This window comes from Acuticoccus sp. MNP-M23 (assembly GCF_031195445.1).
Classification (GTDB): domain Bacteria; phylum Pseudomonadota; class Alphaproteobacteria; order Rhizobiales; family Amorphaceae; genus Acuticoccus.
This window is the reverse complement of record NZ_CP133480.1, coordinates 252,657-268,720: the sequence shown is the minus strand read 5'-3', so window position 1 is coordinate 268,720 and position 16,064 is coordinate 252,657. Positions and strand designations below refer to the sequence as shown.

Genomic DNA, 16,064 nt, shown 5'->3' with positions numbered 1-16,064 from the left:
CTTGAGGCCGTACACCATGTCGAGCACCGGGCCGCCGGCTGCGACCAGCGCAACCACGACGGCCGCCACAAGAAGCGCCGTGACCATCGGCAGTTCGGTCATGACTTCGGCGCGAGGCGGTTTCCCGCCACGACGCGCCCTTGGCATGTCGGCCCCGTTTGCCATCTGATTGCGACCCTTGTCCGCCGGTTCCATCGCCATCGAACCTCACTGGCGCGTCTTGTCGTGAGGTTAACGCCGGCGCTCTTGAGCGTCTGGACAAGGAGAATAGCGGGTTACGGTAAACGGCTGGTGTGCGCGGTTCGCTCAAATTGCACGGATCTTCGGAAGGCGGGGACGGCGCTGCGCGCCGGCATTTCACTTGAAAGTGCGAGGGTGTTCCCCCTCGCGCTCCCCCGGTTCGCCACCTGGCAGGGGTTCAGGACAGATCAGCCGCTTCGCGCCTGCCTTGCCTGAACCCCTGATGCGAGCGTTTGCCGGGCTCGGACCGCGTCAAGGGTGAAGGCTTCGCCCGCCTTCGGCGCCCTTGACCCGGCCCGATCCCTCGTTGCGGCGAGGGGTCAGATCGACTGGTTGTAGGCGCCGACTTCGGGGTTTTCGCGCAGGACGTCGTCGACGGCCTTGAACATTGCGCGCATGTTTTCCTCGCTGGTGGGGCTTTCGACCACGACGACCAGCTCCGGCTTGTTGGAGGAGGCACGGACAAGGCCCCAGGTGCCGTCCTCGGCGACGACGCGCACGCCGTTGACAGTGATCAGCTCGGAAATCTTCTGGCCGGCGACCTGTTCGCCGGCCGCGTGCATATCCTTGAATCGCTGGACCACCTTGTCGATGACGCCGTATTTCAGCTCGTCGTCGCAGTGGGGGCTCATGGTGGGCGTCTGCCAGGTCTTCTGCAGGGCGCCGCGCAGCTCGGACATGGTCTTGTCCGGGTTGCGGTCGAGCATTTCGAGGATTGCGATGGCGGAGATGAGGCCATCGTCGTAGCCGCGGCCGATGGGTTCGTTGAAGAAGAAGTGGCCGGATTTCTCGAAGCCTGCGACGGCGCCAAGGTCGTTGACGCGGCGTTTGATGTAAGAGTGGCCGGTCTTGTAATAGTCGGTCTTGGCGCCGTTTTCGGCGAGCACGGGGTCGGTGTTGTAAAGGCCGGTGGACTTTACATCGACCACGAACTGCGAGCCGTGCTTGAGCTTGGAAAGGTCGCGCGCCAGCATCACGCCGACAATGTCGGCGAAGATTTCGGCGCCGGTCTCGTCGATCACGCCGCAGCGGTCGCCGTCACCGTCGAAGCCGAAGCCGACGTCGGCCTTGTGCTCCAGCACCGCGTCGCGGATGGCGTGGAGCATTTCCATGTCTTCGGGGTTGGGGTTGTAGCGCGGGAACGAGTGGTCGAGCTCTGCGTCCAGCGGGATCACCTCGATGCCGAGGCGCGCCAGCACTTTGGGAGCGAACGCGCCGGCGGTGCCGTTGCCGCATGCCGCGATGACCTTGAGGGGGCGCTTGATCTTCCGGTTCTTGACCAGATCGTCCATGTAGCGCTCGGCGAAACCGTCGACATAGTCGTAGGAGCCGCCGGCGGAGAGGTCGAACTCGCAGTTGAGGACGATCTCCTTCAGGCGGCCGATCTCGTCGGGCCCGAAGGTGCGGGGGCGGTCGGCGCCCATCTTCACGCCGGTCCAGCCGTTCTCGTTGTGGCTGGCGGTGACCATCGCAACGGCCGGCACGTTGAGCTCGAACTGGGCGAAGTAGGCCATGGGGGTGACGGAGAGGCCGATGTCGTGGACCTTGCAGCCGGCCGCCATCATGCCCTGGATAAGGGCCGTCTTGATGGAGGAGGAGTAGGAGCGGAAGTCGTGCCCGGTGACGATTTCCTTTGGCTTGCCGAGTTCGCCAAGCAGCGTGCCGATGCCCATGCCGAGCGCCTGGACGCCCATGAGGTTGAGTTCCTTGCCGAACAGCCAGCGCGCGTCGTACTCGCGAAAGCCGGTGGGTTTCACCATCGGCTCGGACTCGTACTCGTAGGTGTTGGGCGTCAGCTGCGGCTTGGGCTTAGGAAACATGAGGCGTTCTCCGGCAGGTTCTAAGGTCTTGCCTACCGTGTTTGGCGCGCTGACAAAAGTCTGCTGTTGGACGAAGGGCGGGCGGTCCGGCGCTATTTCGTGCCGAACATCCGGTCGCCGGCGTCGCCGAGGCCGGGAACAATGTAACCGTGATCGTCCAGCTTTTCGTCGATGGCGGCGGTCACGATCGGCACGTCCGGGTGGTGGCCGGTGAAATTGCTGACGCCCTCGGGCGCGGCCAGCAGGCAGACGAAGCGCATGTCGGTGGCGCCGGCTTCCTTGAGGCGGTCCACCGCGGCAATGGCGGAGTTGGCGGTGGCGAGCATCGGGTCGAGCACGATCACGCGGCGCTCGCCCATGTCGTCCGGGGCCTTGAAATAATATTCGACCGCCGAGAGGGTTTCGGGGTCGCGGTAGAGGCCGACGTGGGCAACGCGGGCGGAGGGCACGAGGTCGAGCATCCCGTCTAGAAGGCCCTCGCCGGCGCGGAGGATGGGGGCGAAGACGAGCTTCTTGCCGGCGAGCTGGGGCGCCTGCATCGGCATCAGCGGGGTGTCGATGTCGACCATTTCGAGTTCGAGGTCGCGGGTGGCCTCGTAGCACAGCAGCATCGCGATCTCGCGCAGGAGGCGGCGGAAGCCTGCGGTGGAGGTGTTCTTGTCGCGCATGATGGTCAGCTTGTGGCGGACCAGCGGATGCTCGATTACCGTGACGGACGGGGTCTCAGCCAAGTTCGTGTCTCCATCGCTTCAAACTAAGCCTGCGCGGGTGCGCAGACCGTGGCCTCTAGCAAGATCTCTGCCCGCCGAGGCTCAGAATACGGTTCCATCGCTGATGATGGGGATCGGCGGGCTCTTGTCGGCACGCTTTTCCGCCGCAAGCTGCCGGCCGGCGAGCCAGGTGCCCCCTTCGAGGATCGCCGCCAGCGGCAGGTCTTCGGCGCTGACGCCGAGCCTTTCGCGCACCAGCGGTGCGATGCGATTGAGGAGCGTGACGGTGGCGGCGCGCCACTCGACGATCAGCGGTTCGTCCACCGCGTGGGGTGTTTCGGCGGCCTTCGGGTCGCGCAGCAGGAGTGCGCCGCCGTCCACGAACAGGCCGCCATTGCGGTATTCGGCAAGGCCGGGGAGTGCGTCGAGGTCGGTGACGGTGACGCCGTGGACCAGCAGCGGCTCGATCAGCGACAGCGACAGCCAGGTGGAGAGCTTGTGGAACGGCACGAGGTCGCTGCCGGGCGTGCCATCGCCCAGCGCCGGATGGGCCCAGGTGTCGCCGAGCGGGATGCCGGCGAGCGTCAGGCGGCTCGGCCAGATGGGGCTGAGGCCTTCGAGTACGAAATCGAGGATTGCGGCGGCGGGGAGGGGGGCGTCGCCTGCCTCCGCGGCCAGAGCGTCGATGATGCCGCCGGGTCGGGGGTCGTCCTCGCTGGCGAAAAGGTCGGGGCTGGCGCGCAACGCTTCGGCAAGGCTGACGAGGAGCGCGCGGCGGCCATCAGCGCCGTCCAGCGGATTGTCCGGCGTGATCTGGAAGCCTGCCGCGAACTCCTCGACGGTGAGGCTTTCCAGTGCCTCCGCGTCGGCGCGCAGCGGGTCGGCGGGCACGGCGGAGAAGGCGCCGGCGACAAACATGCCGAGAGAGGCAAGGCCGAGCCCCTCGGAGCGGCCGATCCGCTGGCCGGTCGCCGCCTCGTGGTACTCCCAGCGCGGGCCGGCGCCGGCGTCCAAGAGCACGGAGGTGATCGCAAGGTCGCCCATGGCGCGGGCGGCTTCCTCGGGGGAGGACCATTCGCGCGCTGCGGCAATGCCGCCGAGCCGGTCCATGCCGCCCACTTCAAAATGGCGCCAGCGGGCGTGGAGCGGCACCTGGAGCGTCGGAAAACGCTCGCGGGTGAGGGCGGCCACGCGGTCGGCAAGGCGGGGGAGGGCAGCGGCGTCGTACGTGAAGTGCTCGGACTTGCCGTCTTCGATGAGGGCGAACAGGGCGGCGGTGCGGTCGCGCACCGCCTCCGCCGTCAGGATCGTCCGGGCCGCCTCGAGAGACGGGTCGTTCGCAGTGTCAGTCATTCAGGTTGCGGCCCTTCACAGCGCTGAGGTCGTCTGCGGCCCCCTCTTCGGAGTAGTAGCCGGCGGCCTTCTTGGCTTCCATCTCCACCTGTGCGTCGGCGGGGATGAGATCGTCGGGGATCGAAATGCGCTCGCGGATCTCGATGCCGGACCTTGTGACGGCGTCGTACTTCATGTTGCTCATGGAAACGAAGCGGTCGATCTTGGTGATGCCGAGCCAGTGCAGCGTGTCGGGCATCAGCTCCTGGAAGCGCGCGTCCTGCACGCCGGCAACGCACTCGGTGCGCTCGAAATATTCGGACGCCGTGTCGCCGCCTTCCTGCCGCTTGCGGGCATTGTAGACGAGGAATTTCGTGACTTCGCCCAGCGCCCGGCCTTCCTTGCGGTTGTAGACGATGAGGCCGACGCCGCCGTTCTGCGCCTCCTTGATGCACTCTTCGATGCCGTGGATCAGGTACGGCCGGCAGGTGCAGATGTCGGAGCCGAACACGTCGGAGCCGTTGCACTCGTCGTGGACACGGCAGGTGAGGCGGATCTCGGGCTTGGCCAGCGCCGCAGGGTCGCCGAAGATATAGACGGTGATCGACCCGATGGGCGGCAGGAAGGCGAGAAGGTCCGGCCGGGTGACGAGCTCGGGGAACATGCCGCCGGTCTGCTCGAACAGGACACGGCGCAGGCGCGTTTCTTCCACGCCAAAGCGCTCGGCAAGACCGGGCAGATACCACACCGGCTCAAGCGCTGCCTTGGTGACGGCAACGTCGCCCGACTGCTTCACGATCTTGCCGTCGGCCTCAAGACGGCCTTCGCGCACGGCATCCTTCAATTCGTTGAGGACGAGGTGCGCCTGCGTCACCGCAATTGTGGGCCGAATGTCGATGCCTTCGGCGATGAGGCCGGCGAACGCCTGCGTCGAGACGTGGCCCCACGGGTCCAGCGACACGATCTTCTGCGGGTCCTTCCACGAGGGGAAGGGGCCGATGTCGTGGGTGGGCGAGGTGTTGGTGAGGTCCGGCCGCTTGATCGGGTTGAGCGCGCCGGAGGTGACGGCGAGCGCGCGGTAGAGGCTGTAGGAGCCGCCGTGGGTGCCGATGGCGTTGCGGTCTGCCGCCTCGGTCACGGTGCCGACAATCGGCCCGCGCTCCTCAGGCGTATCCGCGCCCCAATGGAGCGGGAAGCGCACCTTCTTGCCGCTGCCCGGATGGCTGGTCAGCCTGATGTGGGTCTTTCTGTTGACGGTCTCGCTCACGCGGCCCTCCGAAAGTTGAACGCTGGCAAGACGCGCCAGCCGTTCGACCAAAGACGGGCAGATGGCATATTGCAGCCCGAAGTGCCAGCGCTTGAAGACACGTTATTGTTTACCATGAACCTGACGCACCTGGAGTTTTGCAACAGATTGTTCATTCTCAGGCGCAAGATTGCGCGGGACTGGCACAAGGCTGCCCCCCAATTGGCGACGATGGCTTTAAATATGGCAAACTGGCGCTAGGATGCTCAGATCATGAACACCCCGCTCCGTCGCCGCCAATCCGATATTTCGCCCGTTCCGTTTCCGGTTCTGATTGCAGACATCGGCGGCACGAATGTGCGCCTTGCGATCCTGTCCGATTCGCACAGCACGCTGCGCACATTTCCCACGGTGCAGACCGGCAGCTTTCCGGGCTTTGCCGCTGCAGCGACCGAGACCGTGCTGGACACCACCGCCATCATGCCCCGCTCACTGCTGATCGCCATTGCCGGGCCGATCACCAACGGGCCGATGAAGCTCACCAACGCAGACTGGGTGATCGACCTTCAGGCGATCATGGCCGACCTCAACCTCGAAACGGTTGTGGCGTTCAACGATTTCGAGGCGCTTTCGCTGGCGTTGCCTGCGCTCACCGCCGACCAGCTGATGCAGATCGGCGGGGGAGAGGCGCAGCCGCGGGCGCCGCGCGTGGTGATCGGTCCCGGAACCGGGCTCGGCGTTGCCGCACTTATTTATGGCGACCAGAGCTATACGCCGCTTGCCGGCGAAGGCGGCCACGTCAATTTCGGGCCGGAGACGGCGCGTGACTTTGCGATCTGGCCACACCTCGACCCTTTCCACGGGCGGATTTCGGGCGAAGCGCTCCTGTCCGGCAACGGACTGGCGCGGATCTACCGCGCAATCTGCGCGGCCGGCGGAGAGACCAGCGACTGCGCAAGGGGTGAGGACGTGACCGGCCGCGCCGACGCCGGCGATCCCGCCGCAGAAGAAGCCGTCGATCTGTTCCTGACCTATCTCGGCCGCCTTGCCGGCGATCTCGCCCTCATGTTTCTCGCCAAGGGGGGCGTCTACATTGCCGGCGGCATTGCACCGCGCCTTGCAGACAGGTTCGAGAAAAGCGGGTTTCGCGCTGCGTTCGAGGCAAAAGCGCCCCACGCCGGCCTGATTGCACAGATGCCGACCTATCTCGTCACGGAGCCGCGCCCGGCCGTGACCGGCCTTTCCACCTTCGCCATCATGCCGGAACGCTTCGCGCTCGACCTTGGCGCCCGGCGTCACGATCGCTGACGAAGAGACGGGTTTTCCACGCACCGGAGCCCGGCGCGGACATCCGCGGCTCTGTGGATAAACCGGCCTCCCGAAATTTATCCGGCGCAATATGCCGGGCGGGTGTTGTTGGGGCTTGCGTCCATACCGCAAACGGTCTATCCCGCCGTCACGCGGAGCGCGGGGCGCCTTTCAGGAAGGGCGCCGGACGCGGGTGTAGCTCAGGGGTAGAGCACAACCTTGCCAAGGTTGGGGTCGTGGGTTCGAATCCCATCGCCCGCTCCAATTCATTCAAGCCAATTAGTGCACCATCCAATGGACCGCGCTGAGCTTGCGAAACTTCATACGACTTGCAGTTCTGAAACTTCCGTCGATCCTCTCTGGTCGGCCGCATTGCGCTTGAGTCTGCCCGTTCGTCAACGGCGCTGCGCCTTGCGCACGTTCCTCGCGCGGCCCCAGCCCGTCTCATTCATTCAGTCGGTTGTCGTGCCGCGCCTGCATCCGTTGCGCTGATGCGGCGTCTGCGTCAGGCCGCCGGGTGGCGGTAGCCCTGACTGTCGAGCAGTGCACGGTAGCGATCGAACCGCTCTGCCAGCGGGGCCGCCTTCGGGGTGTCCGGCTCCACAATGATTTCCGCCGCCGGCTTGTCCCGCAGGCTGGCGAGGTCAGCCGCGCCGGCGGCAATGCGGGCCAAGCGCGCGGCCCCCAGAGGCGCGGCCAGCGGCGCCGTTGCACTGCGCGAGACGGGCCGGGCGAACAGGGTTGCAAGAAGTGACAGCCAGAACGCGTTTCTGGCGCCGCCGCCAACCGCAGTGAAGGCATCCGGCGTGAGGCCCGCGCGCGCCTGCGCCTCGACGCACTCCGCGATCTGAAACGCGATCCCCTCCAGCGTGGCGTAGGCAAGGGCGCTGCGATCGGTCCGTCCGGTGAGGCCGCCGATGATGGCCGCAGCGTCCGGCCTGTTGTGCGGCGTGCGAATGCCGCCCAGCGCGGGCGCGACGGTGGGGGCCTCGCCGATCCGCCCTTGCGCCGCGAAGGCTTCCGCCTCGGCTGCAAGTTCGGGCACGGGTGTGCGCGTGATGTCGGCCAGCCACTGGAACGTCGCCGTGGCGCTCATGACGACGGCCATCGACAGGTATGTGCCCGGAGCGGCATGGATCCCGGTCAGGATCGCGTCGTCTGGCGCGGGGCGGAAAGCGGCGTCGACTGCGCACACCACAGCGGAGGTGCCGATGGTGACCACCGTATCGCCGGGCGCTGCCGCACCGACACCCAGAGAGCATGCCATGTTGTCGCCCGCGCCGCCCGCAACCGGAATGCCGCTGCGCATCCCGAAGCGTGTGGCGAGCGATGCGCGCAGGCCGCCCCCGCTTTCGGCCGAGCCGATCAGCGGGGGAAGCTTTGCGGCCGACCAGCCGCACGCCGCGATCAGATCGTCGGACCATGCGCCGGTGCGATTGTCCATCAGGCAAGTGCCCGATGCGTCGCTGGCCTCGGTCGCGCGGGTGCCGGTCAGCCACAGGCGCACATAGTCCTTGGGTGACAGGAGGCAGTCGGTGGCCTCCAGCGCCTCCGGTTCGTGCGCTGCGAACCACAGGAGCTTCGGGCCGGGGAGGCCGGGGTCGGGCGTGCCGTTGGTGCGGTGGCCGATGTCAGGCTGGCGGCGCAGGAGTTCGGCGGATTCGGCAATGGCGCGCTGGTCGTTCCAGAGGGCAGCCGGGCGCACCGGCCTGTCGGCAGTGTCGATCATCACCGTGCCCAGCATCTGGCCGGAAAGGCCGATGCCGGCAACATCCGCTATCAGCACCGGGTGTGCGGCGGCGAGCGCATCGAGGCAGGTGGCGACGGCCTCGCACCATAAATCGGGCGCCTGTTCGGACCAGCCGGGATGGGGCGCGGACACACGGATCGGCTGACTGGCCTCGCCGCGCACGCTCTCGTTTTCATCCGCAATCACGGCCTTGACGCCGGAGGTGCCGATATCGATCCCGATCACGAGGCTCATGGGTTGTTCCTTGCAGCGCCGCCGTCCGGGTGGGGGGCCATGATGGCGGCGGCGGTGGCCTCGTCCGTCACGAAGGTGTCGACGACCCCGAGCTTGAGCACCGCCTTGATGATCGGCGCCTTGTGCAGCCCGCCGGAGGCCAGAATGACATTGGGGACGTTGCGCAGGTCGCCATAGTCGATGCCGATCAGGCGCTGGTTGATGGGGTGGTCGATGGGCGCACCATCGGCATCGAGCACGGTGCCGAGGAGGTCGCCCACCCCGCCGGCAGCTCGCAGGCTGTCCAGCGAAATATCGGACGGCAGGCCATCGCGGATCAGGAGCGCGCGATTGGAAAGGTCCCCCACCGCCATGGCGAGCGCATCCACCTGGCGGATCTTTTCCAGGACCTCGGTGAACACGTCCTGGCCCACAATGATGTCGCGCGATTGCTGCGAGCTGGCGTAAAGCGGCGCCGGAAAATAACTGTGGCGGGCATTGAAGAGGTCCGCCAGCCGCGTGGTGATCTCGAACGACGACACGTCCGACCCGCGCGTGGTGCCGCCCATGACGGAGACGATCTCAAGGTCCGGCCGCCCGATCGGCTCCACGTGCCGCGTGGCAATGTTGAGCGTGTTGCCCCAGGACATGCCGAAAAGCCGGATCTCGCGGTCGGCCAGAACGTGGGACAGGAGGTGTCCGAGCGCGGTGCCGACCATGGTGGCCACATCGTCCGCCCGTTCCGGCGCCGGCACGACGTGCACCTCGGCAAGCCCGAAAGCGGCCTTCAGGCCCGCTTCCAGCTCCAGGCAGGGGGCAAATGCGCTCGACAGGGTGATGCGGACAAGACCCGTGCGCCGCGCTTCGGCCAGCGCCTTGTTGACCCGCAGGCGCGTGACGCCAAGCTTTTCAGCAACCGCACCCTGCGTCAGACCCTCGACATAGTAGGCCCACGCAACCCTTGCCATGAAGCGCTCGTCTTCGTCGATATCGAGCGTCTTCGGCCCTCGGGGCATGGTTTATTTGACCGCGCCCATGGTGAGACCGCGCACGAGTTGCTTGGAGGCAATGAGAGCAAACACAATCACGGGAATCACAATCAATGTCGAGGTGGCCATGATCTTGCCGTAGGGGAGGCTGTAGCCCTCCATGAAGGACACTGCCATTGCCGGTGCAGTCTTGGCATCACTTCGTGTGAGAACAAGGGCAAACATCAGCTCGTTCCACGAAAAGATGAACGAGAAGATCGCGCTTACCGCCACGCCGGGCATGGCAAGCGGCAGGCAGATCTTGCGAAAGATGGTGAATTGCGATGCCCCTTCCAGCAAGGCTGCCTCGTCGAGGTCCTTGGGGATCGAGCGGAACTGGTCCGTACAGATCCAGATGACGATGGGAAGGTTGAAGGTCAGGTAGATGAGGATCAGCGCGATGTGGGTGTCGAGCAGCCCCAGCATCCGCACGATGAGGAAGAAGGGCAGCGCCAGCACCACCGGGGAGACCATCCGGTTGGTGATGAACCAGAACCAAAGGTCGGTCTTGCCGCGGAACTGGAACCTTGCGAGCGCGTAGGCGGCCGGTGTGCCGAGCGCCAGGGCAAGCAACGTGGTGCAGACCGCGACAATGAGCGAATTGATCAAGGTGGCGCTGACCGCATCTTCGAACAGCACTTCCACATAGTTGGCGAGCGTGGCGGTGAACGCCCAGGCCGGCGGCGACTGGAGCGCCACGATCTGGGTTTTGAGGCTGGTCGTCACCATCCAGTAGAACGGGAAGATGCAGAACAGGATGACGAGCGCCAGAAGCAGGATCTGACCCCAGGCGCCGCCACGGCTGCCGGGGTTGGCCGAGGTGCGGCGGCCGGCGGCAGCACGCGCCGGGGCGGGGGCCGGGGCAGGGGGCGCGCCGGCGCTCTGGGGCTCGCGCAGGGTGTCGGAGCTCATCGGTCCACCTCCCGGTAGAAGAAGCGGATGTAAAGGCGCGCCAGCACAATGGTGATGATAAGAAGGATCACCGCCTGCGCCGATGCAAGCCCCTGGTCGAACGCGCGGAAACCGACACGCTGGATCAGGAGCGAAATCAACTCGGTGGCAGAGCCGGGACCACCTCTGGTCATGGTGAACACCATGTCGAAGAGCTTGAGGACGTCCGCAGTGCGCAAGATCAGGAGCGCGGTCAGCGCGGGGAAGAGATAAGGAAGCTGGACGTGGCGCAGGATCGTCCACGGGCTTTTGGTTTCCAGCCGCGCCGCTTCCTCGATCTCGGACGGGACGGTGGTGAGACCGGCGAGCAGCACGAGCGTGCAGAACGGCGTCCACTGCCACACGTCCCAGAAGGCGATGGCGGCAAAGGCGAGATCAGGATCGCCGATCCAGTCATAAGGGCCGAGGCCGATCCAGCCGAGGATCTGGTTGATGACGCCATATTTGAGATTGAACATCACCTGGCCGAGGAGGCCGACCACCGCGTAGGTGGTCGCCATCGGAACCACCAGCGCAAGGCGGGTCAGCGTTTTCAGGTAGCCGAGGCCGGGCTTGTGCAAGATGAGCGCGATGCCGAGGCCGAGCGCAATCTGGATCGGCAATGCGATGGCCAGCAGCGTGAAGGTGCGGCCCATCGCATCCCAGAACGCGCCGTCTGTCAGGACTGTCGCGTAATTTTCAAAACCGATGAATTTTTCGCGGGCAAGCTTGGTGAGGTTGTAGTCGCGCAGGCTGGTCCACACCGCAAAGCCAAGGGGGACGATGCCGATGACCGCCAGCGAAATGACCGCCGGGCCCAGAAAAGCGAAAATGGTGCCGCGGGACACGCGACCGTAGACTTGCGTCATTGGCGCCCTCCGCGGGCCGTTCGGCGGACCTGTTCCGCCGGATCGAAGTGAAGGAACGGCGGGTGCCGCCGGAAGGAAAAGAATGGGCGGCGGCGTGCCGCCGCCCAAGTCGGGAGATGAGCCGGGCGCTGGGTGAGCCCGGCTCGGTTGTTGCGGTGTTACTGGGCGAGCGGCTTGTCGCCGTCATAATAGCCGGCGTCGTCCAGCACTTCTTCCATGCGGGTGCCGATTTCCTTGGAGCCTTCCTCGACCGACACGTCGCCGAGCATCATCTTGGTGCCCCACTCCTGCACGATCTCGGTGATTTCCGGCCACTCGGCGAACCGGGGACGGAATTCCGGCACACCGTCCTGCCAGGAAGCGACCAGCGGCTCGACGAAGGCGTACTCCTCGGCAACGCCGGGTTCCTTGTAGACCGACTGGCGGCCCGGGACGCCACCAAGCTCAAGGTAGGTCTTCGCGTTTTCCTTGGAGGTGAGGTACTGGATCATCAGCCAGGCCGCGGCCTTCTCGTCGTCGTCGGCCTGTTCGGCAACGGCAAGGGAGAAGCCGCCGAGAGCCGGCTTGCGGCCCGCCGGGCCTTCGGGCTCCGGTGCCACGCCAAGGCAGTCGACGATGGTGGACGTGTTGGGATCCTTCAGCGTCGAATAGAAGCTCGACCATTCGGTGAGGAACGCCACGTCGCCCTGCGCCAGTGCGTTGATCGCCTCGGCGTGGTCATAGGCGACAATGCCTTCGGGCATGTACTTCATCAGGTCCTGGCGGAACTGAAGGCCCTTCTGGCTGTCCTCGGAGTTGAGGTTGGACTTGAAGTCCGCGTCGAGGAACGAACCGCCGAACGGCCACAGGAAGCGGGCGAAACTGTCGGCCGACTGGGTCTCGTTGCGCTTGGACTGGAGGGCGTAGGCGTACTTGCCGTCCTTGGTGAGCTTGGGACCGTAGTCGTCCATCACCTCCTGCCAGGTCTTCGGCGGGCCGTCGTAGCCGGCTTCTTCCAGCATGCACTTGTTGTAGAACATCAGGCCGGAATAATTGTCGAACGGCAGGCCGTACTGGACGCCGTTCCAGGCGCCGAACGCTTCCATGATGAGCGGGAAGAAGTCGTCCATGTCGATGTTGGGATCGACCACGCCCGGGAACTCGGACTTGATCTCGTCGATGGGTGCGATCCAGCCATTCTCGGCAAAGTTGCCGATCCAGACGAGGTCGATCAGCGCGACGTCGAGGTCGCCGCCGGCGACGAAGTCGCGGACCTGCTCGCCCAGCGCATTCTCGTAGGGGAGCTTGATGAGGTTGACCTCGATGCCGGTGCGCGCGGTGAAGTCTTCCAGCATCTTCTCGCCGGCTTCATAGCCGGGGCGCAGCAGGAACACGGCGTCGACTGTAGTGCCGGCATAAGGTTTTGCCGCTTCTTCCAGCGACCAGTCCTGCGCCATCGCCGGTGCGGCGGTGAACGTGGCGGCGAGCGCAAGTGCGCTCACAGTGCTTTTGAAGTTCATAAAAGTCCTCCCTTCGGCGCCTCGCCCTGAGATGAACAAGGCTGCACACTTTTCTGCGGTGACCCGCAATTGACTAAAGTGTAATCGTAACGATACATTTGTAAAGCATCGAAGAGCGCATATTGCCGTAAAAAACGGCGAACGCGCCGGACTGGGAGGATGGCCATGGCCGATGTTCGGCTGTCGAACGTCGACAAGCATTACGGCGACGTGCAGGCGCTTCACGACATTTCGCTCGACATCAAGGATGGCGAGTTTGTGGTGTTCGTCGGCCCGTCCGGCTGCGGCAAGTCGACCCTCCTGCGCTCCATCGCAGGGCTCGAAGGCATCTCCGGCGGCACCATCGAGATTGGCGGCAAGGACGTGACAGCGGTTGCCCCGTCCGACCGCGGCGTTGCGATGGTGTTCCAGTCATATGCGCTGTACCCGCACATGTCGGTCCGTGACAACATGGAATTCGGCATGAAGATCAATGGCGTGGACAAGGCACAGCGAAGGGCGCGCGTCGCCGAGGCCGCGCGCGTGTTGCAGCTGGAGGACTATCTTTCCCGCAAGCCCGCGCATCTTTCGGGCGGTCAGCGGCAGCGCGTTGCCATCGGCCGCGCCATCGTGAAAGAGCCGGAAGTCTTCCTCTTCGACGAGCCGCTCTCCAACCTCGACGCCAAGCTGCGCATCCAGATGCGCGTCGAGCTGGAGGCGCTGCACTCCAAGCTGAAATCCACGATGATCTACGTCACCCACGACCAGGTGGAGGCGATGACGATGGCCGACACCATCGTGGTCCTGAACAAGGGCAGGGTGGAGCAGGTCGGCTCGCCGATGGATTTATACCATTCGCCCAAAAGCGCCTTCGTTGCCGATTTCATCGGCGCCCCGGCCATGAACTTCCTCGACATTGCGGTGGACGGCGGCGCGCTGCGCTACGCCGGAAGGCCCGTGCCCACAGGGCGCGACGTGCCGGAAGGCGCCCGGCGCCTCGGCATCCGGCCCGAGCACATCGGCCTCACCGCGCCGGGCGCCGGCATGTTCGACGCCAGCATCGACGTGAAGGAGGCTCTTGGCGGCGAGAGCTACCTCTACGCGACGCTGGATGGCGGCGAACGCATCGTCATCAAGACCGACGGCGATAATTCCACCCGGCACGGCGACCGCGTCGGCCTCGACCTGCCGCCCCAGCGCATCCACCTTTTCGGCGCCGACGGCGCGAACCTGACCCTCGGCTGACCCCATGCTCGACAAAGCAGACGACCTCACCGCCGCGGCCGTCGCCCGTTCGCGGGCCATCGCCGAGATTGCCGTCGGCAATGGCATCCTTGCGACCCTGCCGGACCTGCTCGGCCGCCATTTCAGCACCAGAGCCGTGGCGCTGGTGGCCGACGAGAACACGTACAGCGCCGCCGGAAAGGCCGCCGAGGCAGCCCTCACCGGCGCGGGCATCACCGTCCGCCGCATGGTGCTGCCGGCATCCCCGCGCCCCAAGCCGACCGCAGAGCTGGGCGACGAGATCGCCGCGTTCATCGCGAATGGCGAGACGCCGGTCTCGGTCGGCTCCGGCGTGATCCACGACGTCACCAAATACGCCGCCTTCCAGCGCGGTGTGCCTTATCTCTGTGTCGCGACTGCCGCATCCATGGACGGCTACTCTTCCGCCGGTGCGCCGCTGTCGGTGGCAGGCTTCAAGAAGACAATCCCCTGCCGCGCGCCACTGGCGATTTTGGCGGACATGGACATTGTGGCGAACGCCCCGGCTGCCATGTCCGGCTGGGGTTATGGCGACCTTGCGGGCAAGGTGCCTGCGGGCGGCGACTGGCTGGTTGCCGATGCGCTGGGCATCGAGCCGCTCGACGATGTGGCGTGGCCGCTGGTGCAGGACAACCTCGCCGGTTGGCTCTCCGCTCCCGCCGCCGTGAAGGCCGGCGACCCGGCCGCCATCGCGGACCTCTTCACCGGCCTCACCCTCTCGGGCCTCGCGATGGAATTCCACGGCACGTCGCGGCCCGCATCCGGCGCCGACCACCAGATCGCCCACATGTGGGAGATGGAAAATCTGACGCAGGACGGTGAGAGGGTCAGCCACGGCGCGTGCGTGTCCGTGGGCTGCATGACAGCGCTGCGCCTTTATGACTGGCTTCTTGGGCAAGACCTCACCGCGCTCGATGCCGAGGCCATTGTGGCAGCCGCACCGTCGATGACGGACAAGCGCGCCGAAATCGCAAGCCTCATGTCGTCAGCCATTGGCGAGCGCGCCGTGGTGGAAACCGAGGCGAAGGATCTTGGCGCCAACGCCCACCGCGCGCGCCTTGCCGACATCGCCGCCGCGTGGCCGGCCCTCTCGGCCCGACTGTCCGGCCGCATGATGCGCGCGCCCGAAATGGCCACGCTGCTGACCGAGGCAGGCGCGCCGGTGGAGGCGGCGGACATCGGCGTCGATACCGCGCATTTGCGCAAGACCATTCGCGCCGGGCGTTTCATCCGCTCACGCTACACCGTGCTCGACCTTCTGGAAGAATGCGGCCTTCTGGATGCCGCCATCGACGCCGTGGCGCCCGCCCGATGAGCGCCGCGGAGCTTGCACGGCGCGCCGCGGCCGAAATCAGCGCCGCCGTCGCCGGGCTCGACGACGCATCCGCCGCCGAGCTGGTGGATGCCATCGCGGCGGCAAAGCGGATTGTGGTGTATGGCGTCGGCCGCGAGGGGCTGATGATGCGCGCACTCGGCATGCGCCTTTATCATCTCGGCCTTGATGCGCACGTGGTGGGCGATATGGGCGCGCCGCCGGTGGGCGAGGGCGACCTGCTGCTGGTCAGCGCCGGGCCGGGCCACTTCTCAACCGTCGCCGCACTCGTTGGTGTTGCCAACGATGCTGGCGCAACCACCGCCGCAATCACCGCACAGCCGGGCGGCCGGGTGCCGCGGAGCACGGACATCGTGTTCGTCATCCCCGCGCAGACCATGGCGGATGACACACCTGGGGCCGGCGGCACATCGGTCCTCCCCATGGGTTCGCTCTATGAGGGCGCACAATATGTGGCCTTCGAGGTGCTGGTGCTGATGCTGCGCGAAAGGCTCGGTGTTGCGCCGGACCAGATGCGCGATCGGCACACCAACCTGGAGTAGGC

The 16,064-nt window shown here is 66.0% G+C and carries 13 protein-coding genes and 1 tRNA gene; 5 read left to right on the top strand and 9 right to left on the bottom strand.

Annotated features, from left to right (window positions below; genetic code table 11):
* Positions 1–560: 560 nt before the first annotated feature.
* The 4 genes from RDV64_RS01235 to RDV64_RS01220 form a co-directional block, all read right to left on the bottom strand.
* Positions 561–2,060, bottom strand: a complete 1,500-nt coding sequence (locus RDV64_RS01235) for a phosphomannomutase/phosphoglucomutase (protein WP_309197474.1) — start codon at positions 2,058–2,060, stop codon at positions 561–563.
* A gap of 92 nt (positions 2,061–2,152) precedes the next feature.
* Complete coding sequence (gene upp / locus RDV64_RS01230) at positions 2,153–2,791, bottom strand: uracil phosphoribosyltransferase (RefSeq protein WP_309197473.1); 639 nt, start codon at positions 2,789–2,791, stop codon at positions 2,153–2,155.
* A gap of 81 nt (positions 2,792–2,872) precedes the next feature.
* Positions 2,873–4,123 carry a URC4/urg3 family protein gene (locus RDV64_RS01225; protein WP_309197472.1) on the bottom strand — a complete coding sequence of 417 codons (1,251 nt, stop codon included), beginning with the start codon at positions 4,121–4,123 and terminating at the stop codon, positions 2,873–2,875.
* Positions 4,116–5,369: a GTP cyclohydrolase II gene (locus tag RDV64_RS01220; RefSeq protein WP_309197471.1), complete on the bottom strand. Its 1,254-nt coding sequence runs from the start codon at positions 5,367–5,369 to the stop codon at positions 4,116–4,118. The genes RDV64_RS01225 and RDV64_RS01220 overlap by 8 nt, the downstream gene beginning before the upstream one ends.
* 252 nt (positions 5,370–5,621) lie before the next feature.
* On the opposite strand from RDV64_RS01220, the gene glk reads away from it, so the two are divergent.
* Together glk and RDV64_RS01210 are read left to right on the top strand one after the other, a co-directional pair.
* A complete protein-coding gene (glk, locus tag RDV64_RS01215; protein WP_309197470.1) occupies positions 5,622–6,656 on the top strand; it encodes a glucokinase in 1,035 nt (344 codons plus the stop codon).
* Positions 6,657–6,845: 189 nt separating this feature from the next.
* Positions 6,846–6,920: transfer RNA gene (locus tag RDV64_RS01210), tRNA-Gly, on the top strand.
* A gap of 241 nt (positions 6,921–7,161) precedes the next feature.
* Here the strand turns inward: RDV64_RS01210 and xylB are convergent.
* The 5 genes from xylB to RDV64_RS01185 all read right to left on the bottom strand — a co-directional run bounded on the left by xylB (position 7,162) and on the right by RDV64_RS01185 (position 12,945).
* The gene (gene xylB, locus RDV64_RS01205; RefSeq protein ID WP_309197469.1) at positions 7,162–8,640 is read right to left on the bottom strand and encodes a xylulokinase; all 1,479 of its coding nucleotides are present in this window, start codon (positions 8,638–8,640) and stop codon (positions 7,162–7,164) included.
* Positions 8,637–9,635: a sugar-binding transcriptional regulator gene (locus tag RDV64_RS01200; RefSeq protein WP_309197468.1), complete on the bottom strand. Its 999-nt coding sequence runs from the start codon at positions 9,633–9,635 to the stop codon at positions 8,637–8,639. The genes xylB and RDV64_RS01200 overlap by 4 nt, the downstream gene beginning before the upstream one ends.
* A gap of 3 nt (positions 9,636–9,638) precedes the next feature.
* Positions 9,639–10,559 carry a carbohydrate ABC transporter permease gene (locus RDV64_RS01195; protein WP_309197467.1) on the bottom strand — a complete coding sequence of 307 codons (921 nt, stop codon included), beginning with the start codon at positions 10,557–10,559 and terminating at the stop codon, positions 9,639–9,641.
* Positions 10,556–11,446: a sugar ABC transporter permease gene (locus tag RDV64_RS01190; protein ID WP_309197466.1), complete on the bottom strand. Its 891-nt coding sequence runs from the start codon at positions 11,444–11,446 to the stop codon at positions 10,556–10,558. The genes RDV64_RS01195 and RDV64_RS01190 overlap by 4 nt, the downstream gene beginning before the upstream one ends.
* A gap of 158 nt (positions 11,447–11,604) precedes the next feature.
* The gene (locus tag RDV64_RS01185; RefSeq protein ID WP_309197465.1) at positions 11,605–12,945 is read right to left on the bottom strand and encodes a sugar ABC transporter substrate-binding protein; all 1,341 of its coding nucleotides are present in this window, start codon (positions 12,943–12,945) and stop codon (positions 11,605–11,607) included.
* A gap of 165 nt (positions 12,946–13,110) precedes the next feature.
* Here RDV64_RS01185 and RDV64_RS01180 point away from each other — a divergent pair, with 165 nt between their 5' ends.
* Genes RDV64_RS01180 through RDV64_RS01170 form a run of 3 tightly spaced genes read left to right on the top strand, consistent with a single transcriptional unit; the run spans position 13,111 to position 16,062 of the window.
* Positions 13,111–14,169: a sn-glycerol-3-phosphate ABC transporter ATP-binding protein UgpC gene (locus RDV64_RS01180; RefSeq protein ID WP_309197464.1), complete on the top strand. Its 1,059-nt coding sequence runs from the start codon at positions 13,111–13,113 to the stop codon at positions 14,167–14,169.
* 4 nt (positions 14,170–14,173) lie between these two features.
* On the top strand, positions 14,174–15,502 hold the full coding sequence (locus RDV64_RS01175; RefSeq protein WP_309197463.1) for a sn-glycerol-1-phosphate dehydrogenase: 1,329 nt from the start codon (positions 14,174–14,176) through the stop codon (positions 15,500–15,502).
* Complete coding sequence (locus RDV64_RS01170) at positions 15,499–16,062, top strand: SIS domain-containing protein (RefSeq protein WP_309197462.1); 564 nt, start codon at positions 15,499–15,501, stop codon at positions 16,060–16,062. Before RDV64_RS01175 ends, RDV64_RS01170 begins: the two co-directional genes overlap by 4 nt.
* Positions 16,063–16,064 lie beyond the last annotated feature (2 nt).

What these genes read in the sequence shown, in the direction of transcription:
- RDV64_RS01235 (WP_309197474.1), bottom strand. Translation starts at nt 2,060, where the DNA reads ATGTTTCCTAAGCCCAAGCCGCAGCTGACGCCCAACACCTACGAGTAC.
- RDV64_RS01225 (WP_309197472.1), bottom strand. Translation starts at nt 4,123, where the DNA reads ATGACTGACACTGCGAACGACCCGTCTCTCGAGGCGGCCCGGACGATC.
- glk (WP_309197470.1), top strand. Translation starts at nt 5,622, where the DNA reads ATGAACACCCCGCTCCGTCGCCGCCAATCCGATATTTCGCCCGTTCCG.
- xylB (WP_309197469.1), bottom strand. Translation starts at nt 8,640, where the DNA reads ATGAGCCTCGTGATCGGGATCGATATCGGCACCTCCGGCGTCAAGGCC.
- RDV64_RS01200 (WP_309197468.1), bottom strand. Translation starts at nt 9,635, where the DNA reads ATGCCCCGAGGGCCGAAGACGCTCGATATCGACGAAGACGAGCGCTTC.
- RDV64_RS01195 (WP_309197467.1), bottom strand. Translation starts at nt 10,559, where the DNA reads ATGAGCTCCGACACCCTGCGCGAGCCCCAGAGCGCCGGCGCGCCCCCT.
- RDV64_RS01190 (WP_309197466.1), bottom strand. Translation starts at nt 11,446, where the DNA reads ATGACGCAAGTCTACGGTCGCGTGTCCCGCGGCACCATTTTCGCTTTT.
- RDV64_RS01185 (WP_309197465.1), bottom strand. Translation starts at nt 12,945, where the DNA reads ATGAACTTCAAAAGCACTGTGAGCGCACTTGCGCTCGCCGCCACGTTC.
- RDV64_RS01180 (WP_309197464.1), top strand. Translation starts at nt 13,111, where the DNA reads ATGGCCGATGTTCGGCTGTCGAACGTCGACAAGCATTACGGCGACGTG.
- RDV64_RS01175 (WP_309197463.1), top strand. Translation starts at nt 14,174, where the DNA reads ATGCTCGACAAAGCAGACGACCTCACCGCCGCGGCCGTCGCCCGTTCG.
- RDV64_RS01170 (WP_309197462.1), top strand. Translation starts at nt 15,499, where the DNA reads ATGAGCGCCGCGGAGCTTGCACGGCGCGCCGCGGCCGAAATCAGCGCC.